This window comes from Salinivibrio sp. SS2 (assembly GCF_001722075.1).
Taxonomy (GTDB): Bacteria; Pseudomonadota; Gammaproteobacteria; order Enterobacterales; family Vibrionaceae; genus Salinivibrio; species Salinivibrio proteolyticus.
In genome coordinates, this window is sequence record NZ_MEBP01000058.1 from 17878 (window position 1) to 32394 (window position 14517).

Sequence of the window (14517 nt, forward strand, 5' to 3'; positions counted from 1 at the left end):
ACGCTAGCCTCACATCATTCGTGGCGAGAGATGCGTCTCTTACCACGGATTTTTATCCTCGTACGCATAATGCAACGATTGTCTATAAATCTAGCTGAATGCTGTCACTGTGTTGCCTTCATTCCTCGTGATTTCTCGCTAAGTGATTGGTGGCGTTATAGTCGACGTACTGTCTTTATTTGTTGGCATTGTTCTTGATATCTCCACGTCGCACCGAGCGCGTCGGTGTTCATTCAAAGGAGGAAGAAGTCTATGCCAAAGGTGTCAATTCGAGCCATATCCATTGCAAGTTATGCGCTTATGGTGAGCTTAAATGCCGCGTTGATATTTCATATGGCTTGGCTAAATGAATATGTGGTGCTCGGATTAAGCTTGATGATTGCAGTAGCTGCGACCCTGTTTATTAATCAACGTTTTACAGCAGGCATTACACGCGTCAGCGCATTTGCCAAGGAGCTCGCTCAGGGCAATCTCGCCGCCCAATTGAGCACCAGTGATGGCGATGAATTTGCCGATGTCGCAGAATCATTGAATCGAGCCGTTGATCGATTGCGTCAAACGATTCGCAACGTAGAAAAGGCAGCCGATACGCTGGATAGCTTTACCGACAGCTCAGAAAAGCGCGCGGAAAAAGGCGCTATCCTGACCGAAGAGCAAAGCGAGAAGATCGACAGCATTGCGACAGCGATTGAAGAAATGACCAGTACGGTGGGCTCACTGTCAGAAGACGTACAAGCCATTTCATCTGAAGCTGAAAAAGTGGATGAAAGCTCACGTCAGTCGCAGAGAGAGCTGTTTGAGATGATGAGCGAGCTGAACGAGCTTGTATCAGCGATCAACGTCTCTGCAGAAATGTTTGATAAAGTTGAGCACAGTGCGGGACAAATTGAACACTTCTTGGAAGTTATCACCGATGTGGCTGAGCAAACCAACTTACTCGCTTTAAATGCCGCCATTGAAGCCGCTCGGGCAGGTGAGCAAGGACGAGGGTTTGCCGTGGTTGCGGATGAAGTCCGAAAGTTGGCTAGCCGCACGCAATCATCGGCCAGTGAAATTAATAATATGACCAATGAATTATTCCGTAGTCTGAAGCAATCGTCAGAGCTCTCTGACCGGACTGAGTCGCTCGCCAACCGTGCATCGAAACAGGCGAGCGAGACATCGCGGTCGATTGACGGGGTGCTGGAGAACTTCTCTATCATTACAGACCGGATTAACTCACTGGCAAGCGCCATTGAGCAGCAACGTACTGTGTCATCGGATATTTCTGCCAATATCAATCGATTGACCGAATCGGGACAACAAGCCGCAGATATTGCGTTGGAAAACAAACAAGATATGGAGAAAATCAGCGAATTAGCCGAGTCACTCAATCAAGATTTGGATGAGCTGAACCTGAGAAAGACGCGAGCGAGAGCTTAAGTTATTACTCTCACGGTAAGTAGCTGGAAGAGAAAAACGGGCCAAGTAGGCCCGTTTTTGTCGCTGTGGTATCCCATCATCACGGAATGGCGTCAGTGTGGAAGTATCCACAGTTGCAGTGACACGAAGGCACCAATAGAAATAAGAACCACCATCAGGGTTGATAAGCGCGTACACGCTAAACCGATCGCTAAAAGTGCACTTAATAAGTAAGGATTGGTTAAGGTGACAGAGAGGTGTCCTTCAGGGAAAAAGACAATCGGTACCCATAGCGCGGTCAGAACCGCCGGTGCAGAGTAGGTCAGGAGTCGTTGTAACCGCGGACCTATGCGTACAGGGATACTCCGTGCAAGCAACAGATAACGTACCGAGAAAGTGATCAGCGCCATCGCGACAATGATAAACCAGTAACTCATGTTGCTGCCCTCCGTGTCGGTAGAGACTCAGCCATTAGCCCCGCGACCATACCTACGCCGGTTGCAATGATTAACGCATTGGGGATGTGGTAATAGGTGAATAGCAGCATACTGACACCGCTTGCCAAGGCACAAAGCAGCACGGGGCGGGTTTTTATACTGGGCACGGTCAGTGCGATAAAGGTGGCCGCAATGGCAAAATCGAGCCCGATGGATTCCAAGGCTTTCAGTTGAGAACCGGCGAGAATCCCCGCCAAGGTGGCAAGATTCCAACCGACATAAAACGCGGCGCCCGTATACAGGGCGTAGTGTTTAGAAAATCTACCCTGCTTGTTGGTGTGTGCGGTTGAAAGCGCATACATCTCATCAGTTAGTAAAAAACCGAGGCCGAGACGCCATTTAAGTGGCAAGGGAGTAATGTACTGCCGAAAGTGGGCACCATAGAGAAGGTGCCGTGCGCTAATTACCAGTGTAGAACCGAGCACCGCCGGTAAGCCTGCCGCATTGCCCACCATCATGGTGCCAGATAATTGCACCGCCCCTGCAAAAACCAGTAATGACATGGCTTGTGTTTGTAGCGCACTGAATCCCATTTGCAGCCCTAATGAACCGCAGAGTACACCCCACGGTAGGACGGCGAGACACAGCGGACTAACATCGCCTAATGCGCGCCATAGTGATGTCTCAGGCGCATGCACCTCTTGTACAGCCTTATGCATAGTTCACCTTTTTGTTGTATTTGCTTGGTTGTAAATTGTTTTTATTGGTAAGGTGCTAAAAGGTCACGTAACGTACTGATTAACAAACTTACAAGATGTTTGTACCACATCACCGCCATGCCGCAAAGAGATGGGACTATCAATAGTTAGGATGAGCGCACTCAGACACAGAAAGGAAACATGATGAAAGCACCACATCGCCTGAAGGGATCTACATCGCCAAGTGTGCATTTTACGTCGGGGGGCTCGTTTGGTCGGCAGCGGGGCTTGTGACGTACAGTCGTTACAAAAGCCGCTATTGGTATCGTGATTCAGTAACACGGCGGGCGCTCACGGCTCAACAACACGCGATGGTGATCGATTCATCGTCACAGCCCGATGACAAGCTCGGACTGTGGCTGTTTTTAAGTGGGCTTCCCGCCATGATACTCAGCGGTATATTGATGTTGGTGGCTTAACCCACCCAGTGATAATGGTGGTTCGGCTTTTTGGCGACCAATCCCTGTTGTTGTAGGTGGGTAAATAGGGTATCGACAGCCTCTTGGCTAAGCGCATACTCCGCCATCACGGCTTTCTTGCTACAACGTAGCGTTTTGGCGGCTAACGCGGCTTTGATATCGGCATAAGGCGCATCCGCATCCTCCTGAGGAGACGCTGAATCCGGCGTGGTGGATTCCGCGTTTTTCTCATTGGCGCGAGGAGACTCCTTGGTGTTCACAGGCGTAGGGGGCGCGGCATGTGGATGACGATACCAATGGCGGAAACGCTGCTCTTCACCAATCACGCCGACAAAGAAAGCGGCGAACAAATCTAGCAACACAGAGAGAAAAATCACCAGCCAAGATTGGGCTTGATCGGCGCTGATGCCTAATGTGTTAGCAAGGTTGCTAATCAATCCCAAGATGGATCCCTGTGCCACCGCGGGCAAACTATCGCGCTCGAACGCGAGTTGCTGTTGCTCTTTACGTAATTGATTGTTTTCTTTTTGTAATCGCGCCACACCAGTCGCAATTCTATCCAATTCGATATAACGCTCAGCGGCTTGATTATTCAATGTGATTTGTTGCTCGATAGCGTCGATTTGCCGATTATAAGCGTCAATCTGCGCTTGGGCTTGGCGCTGCTCACTTTGCGCAGCATTGGTGGCACTATTGATACCGCCAATACTGCCTCCGATCGAGATTAAGGCCAAAATGAGATAAAAAGCCAAGGCTGATAAGGCACCCACATAGTTGCCGTGCGCCCGACGCTCACCAAACTCGTACCATGCGTAAAACTTACCCGCTTCAAAAATCACTGCCAATGCCCCGAACAACCATTGCATTAGCGGGTTGTCGTCAAGGGATAAGAACAGCAGCAGGGAAAAAATGGTAGAAGCCACAATAGCGGCACCGGTAAAGCTGTACACACTCAACATGGCGAATCGCCCTTTGGGGAAGCGTAACGCCATCTTGGTTGGCGCTGACATGACTGGATTCATATTGTTGTTATTGTCTGTGATATTGAGAGGGCGCAAAGCCTAGCGCATCTCAGTCTGTTTGTGTGTCAGTAAGCGGTGAAAACATGAATAAGCGATTGATTCATCGCCAATGTGGATTAAAAGGCATCACAAAACCAATGTAAGCAGGTCGGGTTTCATTTCTTCTTCCGTGCAGGCATGTCATAGTCAGCTTTCATCTCATGCATTAAGTAAACCCTTGAAGGCGTGTTGATATATGACGTTTCAAAATGGAATGACAGGGGACAACGGGAGCATATGCTAGCGCGATCGTATGTGACATTAATTAAGCACCAATGGCCGTTAATTGCCTTTGGCTTTCTATCGATCTTTTTTGGCAACATTGGTCAATCGTTTTTCATCAGTTGGTATGGCAGCAGTATTAAAGATGCGCTGTTGTTGAGCGATGCAACCTACGGCGGGATTTACGCTATTGCGACCATGACCAGTAGTGTGTTGGTGATTAGCTTTGGTGGTGTGGTCGATCGGGTGCGGGTCGACAAATTACTGATCTTTTTTGCCACGTTACTGATGGTCGCGTGTGCGTTGATGTATGCCGTTGATAGTGTGGTAGGGCTGCTGCTGGTTTTTTTCTTACTGCGGTTTTGTGGACAAGGTTTTTTACCTCACATTGCGCAAGCCACTGTGATTAAGCGTGCGCAGCAGGATAAAGGTAAAGCCATTAGCTTAGTCGGCAGTGGTGTCGCCATTGGCGAGGTGGTTTTACCCTCAATCGTCATTGGCTTAATCGCGTTTTTAGGCTGGCGTGAAAGCTGGTTGTTCATTGGTGCCACCCTGTTAGTGGTGTTTTTACCATTAGTGCTATTGCTGATCCGAAAAGCAGACCTTAAACGAACGCGTATTGAGGCAGATAATCAAAACCACGCCAGTGATGCGAGTCGGCGTCAAGTTATTCGCGACTGGCGGTTTTGGATGATCATACCGATAGCCTTGGTGACGCCGTTTTTGGTCACCGGCGTCTTTATCCAACAGGACTTTATCTTAGAAGCGAAACGGTGGACACCTAGCGTGTTAGCGGGCAGTTTCGTATTTTACGGTGCCGTGCATTGGCTAAGTTCAGTGATATCAGGCAGCTTGATTGATAAATACCGTTCGCGAAATGTACTTATCTTAATCCCCATTCCACTGTTACTTGGGTTGATGGTGATTGCCAGCGTCAATCACACCTTAGCGGCGCCGCTTTTTATGTGCCTTTTTGGTTTAGCGATTGGTGCAACCAATCCGGTGATTAATACCTTATGGGCGGAAATGTACGGAGTCTCGCATATTGGTGCCATTCGCTCTTTGGTCACGGGCATGATGATCCTTTCCACCGCATTAGCGCCTTGGGTATTTGGTATCGTGATTGACATTGGATGGACACTCAATCAATTGGTTTATGCGCTTGCTGGGCTTATTCTGGTGTTTACCGTTCTGCTCGTGCCCGTCTATCCGCGCTTGTAAGTCTAATCGTATGGTGATTGATGACCAATCACTGGCCCAGACAATACGGAAAAGCGCGTATCAAGAAAAGATGGCAATAAATCTACGCTAAAAATATCACATCAACCCAATAACGGTTTGATTTATCGGAATAACGTCTTTTATTGATAAAAATGTGACGGTTGACGCTTGGTTAATAACTGACTAGGATCACGCCTTTTGATTTTCTGGGTTGCAGCAGGCCCGAGATCAGAACGCGACATCACTTTTTAATCCCAATTTATAGAGACGTTCATGATAGATAGAATTCAGCGTGATTGGTTCTCCAATGTACGCGGCGATATCCTCGCGGGTATCGTAGTGGCATTGGCTTTGATTCCTGAAGCGATTGCCTTTTCGATTATTGCCGGCGTTGATCCCAAAGTCGGTCTGTATGCCTCGTTCAGTATCGCCGTGATCATTGCCTTTGTAGGCGGTCGTCCGGGGATGATCTCGGCAGCCACCGGTGCGATGGCATTGCTGATGGTCACCTTGGTGAAAGAGCATGGCTTGCAATACTTACTTGCCGCTACCGTGCTTACCGGTATTTTGCAGATCGGTGCGGGTTATCTAAAACTCGGCAACCTGATGCGTTTTGTCTCGCGCTCAGTGGTGACAGGGTTTGTGAACGCCTTGGCGATTTTGATTTTTATGGCGCAACTCCCTGAGCTGTTTGGCCCCGAGATCATGCGCGAGGGCGACATCCTCTGGCATGTATACCCAATGACGTTAGCGGGCCTTGGCATTATCTATTTGTTTCCTTATATCCCGCGTATTGGTAAAGCCATTCCTTCTCCGTTGGTGTGTATTTTGGTCCTTACCGGTATCGCGATGACATACAACCTTGATTTACGTACCGTCGGAGATATGGGTGAGCTGCCGGATACCTTACCTGTATTCTTGTGGCCGGACGTACCGCTAAACTGGGACACGCTGGCGATTATCTTCCCATACTCTGCGGGACTGGCGGTGGTTGGCTTGTTGGAATCGATGATGACCGCCACTATCGTGGACGATTTGACCGATACCAGCAGCGATAAAAACCGTGAATGTAAAGGCCAAGGTGTGGCTAACATTGCGACCGGTTTTCTTGGTGGTATGGCCGGTTGTGCGATGATTGGTCAGTCCGTTATCAACGTGAAATCGGGTGGCCGCGGACGTCTATCGACCTTTATCGCCGGTACTTTGCTGCTAATCATGGTGGTGTTCCTCAGCGATTGGATTAGCCAGATTCCGATGGCTGCGTTGGTCGCGGTCATGATTATGGTTTCGATCGGTACCTTCTCTTGGGAGTCCATCATTAATCTGAAGTCACACCCACTGTCGACCAATATCGTTATGCTGACGACCGTTGCCGTGGTTGTGTTTACCCATAACTTGGCGATTGGTGTGTTTGTCGGTGTGTTACTCGCGGCGCTATTTTTCGCCAACAAGATTGGTCGTTTTATGGTGGTCAAAAGCGACAATACAGACAATGGCGACGAGCGCACGTATCGCGTTGTTGGCCAAGTCTTTTTTGCCTCGTCAGATCAATTTTTATCATCGTTTGACTTCAAAGAAGCGGTGGAGCGTGTCACCATCGATCTCTCTGCAGCGCACTTCTGGGATATTACGTCTGTGTCTGTACTCGACAAGGTGGTGATTAAATTCCGTCGTGAAGGCACTGAAGTCAACATCGTGGGTATGAATGATGCGACTGCGACCATCGTCGATAAGTTCGGCGTGCACGATAAGCCGGAAGAAGTTGAAAAAATGATGGCTGGCCACTAAGGAGACCGACCATGGAACAAATTACCGCGTGCGTAGATGGCCCGCATTATTCAAAGCAAGTCGCAGACTTGAGCATTTGGGCAGCCAAGCGCCTTTCTGTGCCGTTGACGCTATTACACGTGTTGGATAAGTCCTCACACCCAGCGGAACCTGAGCTTTCAGGTAACCTAGGAGTCGGGAGCCGTGAACAACTGTTGCAAGAACTGGTGGAGCTGGATGAGCAGCGTGCCAAGCTAGCCATGAAACACGGCAAAGCGCTGCTGTCTGAGCTGGAAGACGACGCGAAAGCCAAAGGGCTGGACGATGTGCGTAAGCTGCAACGCCACGGCCATTTAGTAGAAACATTACTTGAGCTTGAGCCACAAACTCGTGTTTTGGTATTGGGTAAATCGGGTGAATTGCATCAAAACGATACCAAAGCGATTGGATCGCAGCTGGAAAGTGTGATCCGCTCCATCAAGGCGCATACCTTGGTCGCGAATGGTGAGTTCAGTGCGCCAGAGTCTTACTTATTGGCCTTTGATGGTAGCGACATCAGCGAAAAGTTGGTAGAAAAAGCCTTGAGCACGCCGCTGTTGGCAGACATGACATGTCATTTGGTGATGGTAGAAGACTCACAAGAAAAGCTGGCAGCGTTTAAACGTGCGGCAGAGCGCTTGAAAACGGCGGGTGTCGATGTGGTTGAAGTGCAGTTAACCGGTGAGGTGCACCGCGCTATCCTAGACTATCAAGCGGCCAACCAAGTTGGACTGATTGTGATGGGGGCTTATGGTCACTCGAAACTGCGTCAGTTCTTTTTGGGCAGCAACACCACCAAGCTGCTGGTTGAATCAACGGTGCCTATGCTGTTGATCCGCTAACCGTGCCGGATAGCAAGCAAATAAAAACCCGCATGATGCGGGTTTTTTTGTATCTGTTGACCGTTTGTCTTTAGTACGTTTGGGGATCAGTACTTAAAGCGTGTGGTAAACATAAATTGGTCGCCATACCACTCGTTTACACGATACTCTGCACCCAAAGAAAAGAGTTCGGTGGCGTGGAAACGGCCGTATGCAGAGCCAAAGGTATCTTCTTCGTCATCAACGGTGAGCAAACCAATTTGGCCGCCAACTTCTACCTGTGGACCCAACCACTGACGGATACCTAGGTTCACTTCTAGGCCCACATCACTGTCGTAATCCTTTTTGTTCACGCCACGAGCAAGCAGCTCACCGGTCAGGTCTGCCCAGTTGTTAATCGGGGCATGAAAGCCAATCCCAGCTGATGTATCCCAGTCTGAATCAAACTCGGTGTCTGCCTCAACGCGAATGTGTGCATTAGGATGGATAGACATGCTAAATCCTGCACCATAGGTGAGTGGGCTGACACCAATGCGCCCTTCAACGTAATCGTAACTGAAGTTACTCATGGTGCTCAGGCTGGCGTCGTCTTCATTGGCCGCGGCGCTGAATGAGGCCAGAGCGACAATAGCGCCGGCTAATAGAGATTTACGCATTATCAATTCCACTTGTTATTGGTGTTGAAATCATTCTATAAGACGATTGAACGAATAAACAAGCACATCCGTGTTGCAGACGTGGCTTTTTTACCGATTTCTGACCCAATGGCGGGTATTCAGGCAAAAAGCGCTTATTCGCCGCCCACCTCGAATTTATGCTTGTTGATGGCGTCCACGAGTCTTGGCGTATCAAGTACACTGGTCCATGGCAACAGGTTTGGTTCGTGCTCAATCATAAAGCTGGTTAATTGATCAGTGACTACGCTGGTAAGCGTCGCTTTTTGCCATGGTTTAGCAATGTAGTAATGTAAACTGGCGTGGTTAATCGCCGATACTGTGTCTTCCAGTCCCGCTTGGCCGGTGAGAAGCAGTTTACGCGCCCCTGCGGTTTGCGGTTGTTTCGCCAACTCAATCAAAAAATCGACGCCAAGTTCACCTGGCATAATGTGATCACACAGGATAAGTGCCAATTGCGTGCCTTGCGCCGCCATTTGCTCAATCACATCGCGTGCTTCTGCAACCGACTCTGCGGCTTCTAACTCAAAATGATCAGAAAAGCTTTGTAAGTCATCCATGACGCTATCAAGCACGTCACGTTCGTCATCCACGCATAAAATCATATACTGGCTCATAACTGGGGCTCCTTACGGGTAGCAGGGGAGAGCGAAACGGGCAGTGTCACTGTCATGGTGGTGCCTTGTTGCTGAACAGATGACACACGAATATCACCACCATGTTGCTGGATAATTTGTTGGCACACGGTCAGACCAATGCCCAAGCCAAAGTGGCCCTCGCGTTTGGTGGTGTAGTTTAAGGCAAAGATTTTTTCTTGTTGCTCTGGCGTCATGCCCACGCCGGTATCTGAAATCGCGACTTGGATGTAACTTGCTTCATCGTTATCGACAAGGTCGGTTTGTACCGTGAGTGTGCCGGGCTCTGGCATGGCGTCGAGCGCATTGGCGATTAAGTTGGTCCACACTTGCGCCAGCGCGTAGGGCTGGGCGACAATTTCCGGCAATGGGTGGTAGCGTTTGTCCAACTGATGGGGTTTCAGTCGATGCTCAAATAAGGTCAGGGTGTCTTCAATGCCTTCCAGCAGCTGGGTGCGCTGACGCTGCTCAGTATCTTGGCGCGCATAGGTCCGTAAGCTTTTGACTAAATCGGCAATGCGTTGGGCACAGACATGGTTTGAACGCAGCAAGCGGCCGCAGCGGGCGTATTGTCGCCAGATTTCCACCGTGGGCGAGAAGGCATCGCCCAGTTGCTGTTGCCAGTGCGAGACCTCATCAGCTTGATACAGTCCCATCCCGACTATATCACGGGCAAGATGACGATCGCCGACTTGGTCGGTTAAGTTTTGAGTGTAGGCGCGTGCTTGAGCCGTCGAGAGAGGCGTAGCTTCGCGGTTCGTCTGCAATAATGTGAGTGCTTGCTCAAGGCTATCAGGCGTTAATGGTGCTTGTGCGACCGCTTGTAATGCATCACCGAGGGCGTCGCTATTTCTCAGAATGGCCGACACGGGATTGTTTAGCTCATGGGCGACACCGGCCACGAGTTGCCCAAGCAACGCCATTTTTTCCTTCTCGACCAATTGCTGATTGGCGGCGTCCAATGAGGCGAGGGTTTGTTGCAATTGAATTTCGGTGCCAATACTGCGCTTTAAGCGCTGGTTAAAATGCAGTAGTAGGTGCTGGATAAACAGCGGCAATAGCTCCGAGCGGCTACGCATGATTTTGGCAAACAGTTCGTGGTCAATTTTGATCACTTGGGTGCGAGTCAAAGTGCGGGCCGTTGAGAAAGACACTTCGCCGGTGACAAATGACATGCTGCCGATCAAGCTGCCTGCTTTTAGAGTAGAAACATGATGCTCTTGGCTATCGTCATCGGTTTTGTATAACCCCACTTCGCCTTCGGCAATAAACCAGAGAAATGCATTGGGTTGATTTTCTTTGGTAAGAACATGGTGAGGGCTGTAAGTGCGACACGCTTTGCTTTCATCATTCCCTTCGAAAAAAGCATAGAGACCTTGAATTACTTTGTCGGCAATGGCGCGGGTGTCACTACTTGAGGGGGAGAACAGCTGAGATTGGAACTGGTTAATTTCGCGTTCCACTTGTGCATCAAGCAAGGCGCGGTGATCGAGCGCTTCAGCATAGCGGAGTAAATCATGCTGGCAGTAGCGTAACACATAGGTGGTTAGCTCTTTTTCGGCCACGCGTTGTAGTTCATCCCGACGCCAAGGCTTGTGCATGCAATAGTTTAACCGTCCCTCATTCACCGCCTGCAAAATGGCATCATACTGTGGCGCATCACTGAGCAATAGAGTGCGCGCACCGATGCTAGCTGGGTGATTATCGATGTTGACGAGCATATTGATGCCACTGTCATCACCGGGTTGATTATGACAAATCAACATTGCCACTTGTTGACCTTGATGCTGACATTCATCAAGAAGTGCGTTGGCGTCATCAGGGTTATCGGCACTACACAGATCGAAAACATCCCGAAAAGGGGCTAAATCGTGAGTGAGCTTCTCGATAATGATGGGATCGTGGTCGACGCACAAAATCACATAGGCATTCATAAGGAATCGCTGAATTTCTGCTCAATGCTTTGCATTGTAAGCGGATTTAGCCAGCGATGATGCGAATCGGTCGACAATAACGCACTTTGTCACATCCTTACACAAAATAGGCGCCAACCCACGATGTGCTGACGCCTTGTACTTAGTATTACTCGATCAAGGTTTCCTGTTCGGTGGTGAGTTGGCTGCGGCGTTTACGCGTACGGCGGTGGAACAACCATCCGACCAACAGACTGAGGCTGGCAATCACTAATGTCATCAGTGGCGCAATAATCAAAAGATGATTAACGAGACCAGCCAGTTTGGGCGGCAGGTATGAAATGGCATAGCCTGATAAGACTAACAGACAGATCCAAAAAACCGCGTTGCAGAGCGAACGAATCAAGAAACGGGGCAGTGATAGCCCTTGCCTTAACCCTATCATCATCGGGAGTAGCGACCGTACCACGGGTAAAAAACGTGCGACAAACATGGCATGCAGACCATATCGGCCGATTAACGCGTCGGCTCGCTGCAAATGCTTGGCAGGCACTTTATTCAACCAATGAGATACCCACCGCCACTCTTTTAATCGTTGTCCTTGATAAAAGGCCATTGCGCTGCCTAACCAGCCAGCCATGATTAGAATTAATATGATCACGTAGAGGTGGAAGACGCCAAAAGCCGCCAAACTCCCACAAAGCACAATAACGCTGTCGCAGGGTAAGGGCGCGGCGGGTAAAAAGCCGCTTTCTGCGAATACTAACAAGCCGACACAAACATAAAGCAATGACAGATCCATGTGCTGCAGTGCAGCGAGATCATGATTCCATAATGCAGAAAATACAGATAAAGCGTCCAAGACTATTTCCTCATCAAACCTATTCACGTTTTTCAATAACTTATGGTGAAAAAACTAGGCATGTGCATAGCGTGCGAATAGGTGAGGAAACTGCAGTAATCGAGGCACAACAACCGTTAATGTCTGTTGCTGTCTTTGACACGCCAATACTTGCATGAAGTGTGTTGCGAAGTGCAAAAACGTGCCACACGTGTCCACAAGGTGACTAGTCGGGTTATGTGAGTTTTTGTCATCGCCGGGGCTGTCGCTGTCATTTGTTGCTCGTGACAGTCCAAGGCGACTTACCAAGCATGCCATATCAGGGTGATGGTGGCTGTGGGGTACCACGGTCGAATCAGCAATGAGATAGCCAAAGGGCGAGGTGACGTATGGCGCGGCATGCAAAGGAGGTGGCGACGCGGCGAGGACCAATACAAAAACGGCCAGCGCAGCCATTAAACATGAGAGGCCGACGCTGACGCCGCGCTGTCCGCTATTCCACGCATACCGAAAACGCGCGAATACATACATCGAAATGTGCCTCTGAGAATCAAACGTCGATCGCATTGAACACGTCGGGCATAGTGATGCCCGTATGAATAATTTGAGCCTTCATCTAAGCGGTGAGAGACGCGTCAATGGTAGTGTTTTCCTGCCTCATTATGCCGGGAAGGCTTGCAAGTAGGACGAATCATCATAGCGTGAGGTGGCTGGGAGATCTAATGCTATTTTATAAAATAATTACCGATGTGGATTTGCTTTTTAAGTGATAAAAATCAGTGAGGTATATGGTTTCTCATGTAAAAAGGTTCGGAATGTTGTATCGGCGGTTTTCGCCCGTCACGCAGGATGCCATGTCATTGTTATCGTCATCGTCTATTTTTGGTTACACTAGAGCTTTTCGAGTGCCTTGAGGGCAAAAGATATGTTTCTAGGAAAATACGGCGCCATGGCTGGCGCTGTTGCGGTGGCGGCATGTTGGCCGTTTGCCACCGGTCAAATCGCGCAATCTATGTATGAGCGAGAAGTGGCACAATTTAGTTCGCCAGACATTATGGTAGAACAACGGGAATACCATCGCGGTTACCTTGATTCTCGTGCTGTGACGCGTTTGCACTTTAAAGGTGACGTCAAGCTAGCCTTAGAAGAAGCGGGCCTGCCCAGTGAGTATGATCTTTCCTCAGAGATCACGCACGGTGTGCTCGGCGTATCATCGACTAATACCTTAGTGTTGACCCCCGAGCTACAAACACTCACCCAGCGCCTATGGCCGGGTAACCCGACCCCTATCCGGTTGGACATGGAAACGCTTGTGACAGGAGCGTCGGATTATCAGTTGACCGTCGCGCCTTTCTCATTCACGAATGAGAGCAAGAATCTGACAGCCAGCGAGCTCACCTTGATGGGGAGCTTGGCACGCGATGGTGAAATTACCTTCGATTTTAACTGGCCAGCGGCGGCGCTGAATGCCGATAACGGCGAGCAGATAAAAATCGATACGGCTAAAGGTCAAGGACGGGGTTATTTGCAAGATGACCTTTGGATTGGTGAGCAGGCATTCTCGGTTGAAGGCATGCGTCTGGTTGATACCAGCAACCAAGCTTATCGAGTCGGAAAAAGTCAAATTCAGATCAGTAACCAAATGGTCAATGCAGACGAAAACACACGCGCGCGCATTGATAATGCGAACCGCATTACCGTGTCTTCATTTACGTTGCCGGATAACAGTGAATGGCGCAACATCGCGTTGGTCTTTGATGCGAAAGGACTAGACTATCAGGCGATGGCGACGATCGCCGGCCTATCATCTGATCTTGAGAACCCAGAGCAAGTTGACGCACTGGATCAAGCGATGATGACGCTATTACAGCAAGGACTAGCGTTAGATATTGCACCGGCGAGCATCACCTTACCGGATGGCGATGTAAGCGCTAATGTTGCGCTGAACCTAGCCAAAGCGGACCCACAAGCCGATGCGCAGTTAGACTTAAATGCCTTGGTCAGCCGTTTGTCAGGCAATATCGACATTACCGTGCCAGATGCATTGCTAAGCCAGCCGCAATGGCAGGCGAAAAAACAGCAGTTGATCAAAGCGGGATACGCGACGATGAATGAGGGACAGTTTGAGCTCGCTGCCACCATTGAAGGTAATCAAATTGTGTCTAGCAATGGCGAGTCGATGCCGCTGATGCTATTTGCGATGTTAATGATCTAACACAATCACTGATGGAGCACAGTCTTGGTGTGCTCCATTGTTGACCCCTTATTTCGCTAGCTGTATAAATAGTTGATAACTATAACGCTATAA

14 protein-coding genes are annotated in these 14517 nt (G+C 49.4%); 6 read left to right on the forward strand and 8 right to left on the reverse strand.

The annotated features are described in order from the left end of the window. Positions 1-252 precede the first annotated feature (252 nt). On the forward strand, positions 253-1422 hold the full coding sequence (locus BGK46_RS03445) for a methyl-accepting chemotaxis protein (RefSeq protein WP_069587078.1): 1170 nt from the start codon (positions 253-255) through the stop codon (positions 1420-1422). A gap of 92 nt (positions 1423-1514) precedes the next feature. Here the strand turns inward: BGK46_RS03445 and BGK46_RS03450 are convergent, their stop codons facing one another. Beyond that, complete coding sequence (locus tag BGK46_RS03450) at positions 1515-1838, reverse strand: AzlD domain-containing protein (protein WP_069587079.1); 324 nt, start codon at positions 1836-1838, stop codon at positions 1515-1517. Further along, the gene (locus BGK46_RS03455) at positions 1835-2557 is read right to left on the reverse strand and encodes an AzlC family ABC transporter permease (protein WP_069587080.1); all 723 of its coding nucleotides are present in this window, start codon (positions 2555-2557) and stop codon (positions 1835-1837) included. Before BGK46_RS03455 ends, BGK46_RS03450 begins: the two co-directional genes overlap by 4 nt. Positions 2558-2826: 269 nt before the next feature. Here BGK46_RS03455 and BGK46_RS17370 point away from each other — a divergent pair, with 269 nt between their 5' ends. Continuing rightward, complete coding sequence (locus tag BGK46_RS17370) at positions 2827-3015, forward strand: hypothetical protein (protein WP_139130724.1); 189 nt, start codon at positions 2827-2829, stop codon at positions 3013-3015. On the opposite strand, the gene BGK46_RS03460 is transcribed toward BGK46_RS17370, so the two are convergent. Next, entirely contained in the window at positions 3012-4025 is a 1014-nt protein-coding gene (locus tag BGK46_RS03460; protein WP_069587082.1) for a Preprotein translocase subunit SecY, read from the reverse strand. The two genes, BGK46_RS17370 and BGK46_RS03460, sit on opposite strands and share 4 nt — an antisense overlap. Positions 4026-4331: 306 nt before the next feature. Here BGK46_RS03460 and BGK46_RS03465 point away from each other — a divergent pair, with 306 nt between their 5' ends. From BGK46_RS03465 to BGK46_RS03475, 3 genes are all read left to right on the forward strand, one after another. Then, positions 4332-5519 (forward strand): MFS transporter, encoded by a 1188-nt coding sequence (locus BGK46_RS03465; protein ID WP_175418635.1) that lies wholly within the window; start codon positions 4332-4334, stop codon positions 5517-5519. Between the two features lie 273 nt (positions 5520-5792). Further along, positions 5793-7307, forward strand: a complete 1515-nt coding sequence (locus BGK46_RS03470) for a SulP family inorganic anion transporter (RefSeq protein ID WP_069587084.1) — start codon at positions 5793-5795, stop codon at positions 7305-7307. Positions 7308-7318: 11 nt separating this feature from the next. Then, positions 7319-8167, forward strand: coding sequence for a universal stress protein (locus BGK46_RS03475; protein ID WP_069587086.1), 849 nt, complete (start codon positions 7319-7321; stop codon positions 8165-8167). An 86-nt stretch (positions 8168-8253) separates the two neighbouring features. Here the strand turns inward: BGK46_RS03475 and BGK46_RS03480 are convergent, their stop codons facing one another. The 5 genes from BGK46_RS03480 to BGK46_RS03500 form a co-directional block, all read right to left on the reverse strand. Beyond that, entirely contained in the window at positions 8254-8802 is a 549-nt protein-coding gene (locus BGK46_RS03480; protein WP_069587087.1) for a hypothetical protein, read from the reverse strand. Between the two features lie 134 nt (positions 8803-8936). Then, positions 8937-9437 (reverse strand): response regulator, encoded by a 501-nt coding sequence (locus BGK46_RS03485; protein ID WP_069587088.1) that lies wholly within the window; start codon positions 9435-9437, stop codon positions 8937-8939. Continuing rightward, positions 9434-11389 (reverse strand): ATP-binding protein, encoded by a 1956-nt coding sequence (locus BGK46_RS03490; protein ID WP_069587089.1) that lies wholly within the window; start codon positions 11387-11389, stop codon positions 9434-9436. Before BGK46_RS03490 ends, BGK46_RS03485 begins: the two co-directional genes overlap by 4 nt. Positions 11390-11537: 148 nt before the next feature. Continuing rightward, the gene (locus BGK46_RS03495) at positions 11538-12170 is read right to left on the reverse strand and encodes a DedA family protein (protein ID WP_084781241.1); all 633 of its coding nucleotides are present in this window, start codon (positions 12168-12170) and stop codon (positions 11538-11540) included. Between the two features lie 114 nt (positions 12171-12284). Continuing rightward, positions 12285-12740, reverse strand: coding sequence for a hypothetical protein (locus BGK46_RS03500; RefSeq protein WP_069587092.1), 456 nt, complete (start codon positions 12738-12740; stop codon positions 12285-12287). A 394-nt stretch (positions 12741-13134) separates the two neighbouring features. Between BGK46_RS03500 and BGK46_RS03505 the strand changes: the two genes are divergently transcribed. Then, positions 13135-14424 carry a DUF945 family protein gene (locus BGK46_RS03505; RefSeq protein ID WP_084781236.1) on the forward strand — a complete coding sequence of 430 codons (1290 nt, stop codon included), beginning with the start codon at positions 13135-13137 and terminating at the stop codon, positions 14422-14424. The last annotated feature ends 93 nt before the right edge of the window (positions 14425-14517 follow it).

What these genes read in the sequence shown, in the direction of transcription:
- BGK46_RS03450 (WP_069587079.1), bottom strand. Translation starts at nt 1,838, where the DNA reads ATGAGTTACTGGTTTATCATTGTCGCGATGGCGCTGATCACTTTCTCG.
- BGK46_RS03470 (WP_069587084.1), top strand. Translation starts at nt 5,793, where the DNA reads ATGATAGATAGAATTCAGCGTGATTGGTTCTCCAATGTACGCGGCGAT.
- BGK46_RS03490 (WP_069587089.1), bottom strand. Translation starts at nt 11,389, where the DNA reads ATGAATGCCTATGTGATTTTGTGCGTCGACCACGATCCCATCATTATC.
- BGK46_RS03480 (WP_069587087.1), bottom strand. Translation starts at nt 8,802, where the DNA reads ATGCGTAAATCTCTATTAGCCGGCGCTATTGTCGCTCTGGCCTCATTC.
- BGK46_RS03485 (WP_069587088.1), bottom strand. Translation starts at nt 9,437, where the DNA reads ATGAGCCAGTATATGATTTTATGCGTGGATGACGAACGTGACGTGCTT.
- BGK46_RS03495 (WP_084781241.1), bottom strand. Translation starts at nt 12,170, where the DNA reads ATGGATCTGTCATTGCTTTATGTTTGTGTCGGCTTGTTAGTATTCGCA.
- BGK46_RS03455 (WP_069587080.1), bottom strand. Translation starts at nt 2,557, where the DNA reads ATGCATAAGGCTGTACAAGAGGTGCATGCGCCTGAGACATCACTATGG.
- BGK46_RS03445 (WP_069587078.1), top strand. Translation starts at nt 253, where the DNA reads ATGCCAAAGGTGTCAATTCGAGCCATATCCATTGCAAGTTATGCGCTT.
- BGK46_RS03460 (WP_069587082.1), bottom strand. Translation starts at nt 4,025, where the DNA reads ATGTCAGCGCCAACCAAGATGGCGTTACGCTTCCCCAAAGGGCGATTC.
- BGK46_RS03475 (WP_069587086.1), top strand. Translation starts at nt 7,319, where the DNA reads ATGGAACAAATTACCGCGTGCGTAGATGGCCCGCATTATTCAAAGCAA.
- BGK46_RS03500 (WP_069587092.1), bottom strand. Translation starts at nt 12,740, where the DNA reads ATGTATGTATTCGCGCGTTTTCGGTATGCGTGGAATAGCGGACAGCGC.
- BGK46_RS03505 (WP_084781236.1), top strand. Translation starts at nt 13,135, where the DNA reads ATGTTTCTAGGAAAATACGGCGCCATGGCTGGCGCTGTTGCGGTGGCG.